The organism is Candidatus Symbiothrix dinenymphae (assembly GCF_001431085.1).
The window spans coordinates 1-534 of sequence record NZ_BBRU01000297.1; the positions used below are offsets into that span (position 1 = coordinate 1).

At 39.9% G+C, this 534-nt stretch carries 1 protein-coding gene and 1 pseudogene; both read right to left on the bottom strand.

The window, feature by feature from the left end; translation table 11 throughout:
* Window positions 1–188, bottom strand: a pseudogene (locus ASC50_RS03735) (glycoside hydrolase family 2 TIM barrel-domain containing protein); the annotation flags it as partial.
* Between the two features lie 51 nt (window positions 189–239).
* The coding region (locus ASC50_RS03740) for a carbohydrate-binding protein (protein WP_158648382.1) at window positions 240–534 on the bottom strand (295 nt) is incomplete at its 5' end.

The window sequence follows — 534 nt, forward strand, 5'->3', positions numbered from 1 at the left end:
GTTTTATCCCACATCGCCGTATAATTGAGTGCATCGGAAGGAATGTAATTGATGCCATTCAACCATTTGACTGATTGATACCAATTATTCGCCCGTTCTTCCGACCAGCGATTCTCCTGTGCATTTGCCGTGTGTGAAAAGAACAACACTACGAGCAAACCTGAAATCATTACTTTTCTTGTATTCATTTTATTTCTTTATATTTTATCAAAAACGCTGCAAATTTACGAAAAAAGAATTTAACCCACCTTGGTAAACCTTATACCCATGATACCGGGGTCGCCTGCTGTAATTATCCATTTAATTTTATGTGTTCCGGCACTTAGGTAAACCGTTCCCATATCTACATATCGATAGTTTGTGTAGGAACCTGTGCCGGGTGAATTTATGGTACCAAAATAGTCCAAAAGGTCAATGGTACAGGTGGCGGAATTAATGACTGTATTGGTAGCATAATTGTGTTCCAGTTTATAGATTCCGGCATCTTGCACATCTATCGTATAGACTTGCCAATCGCTAGGAGCAGCCCATGCT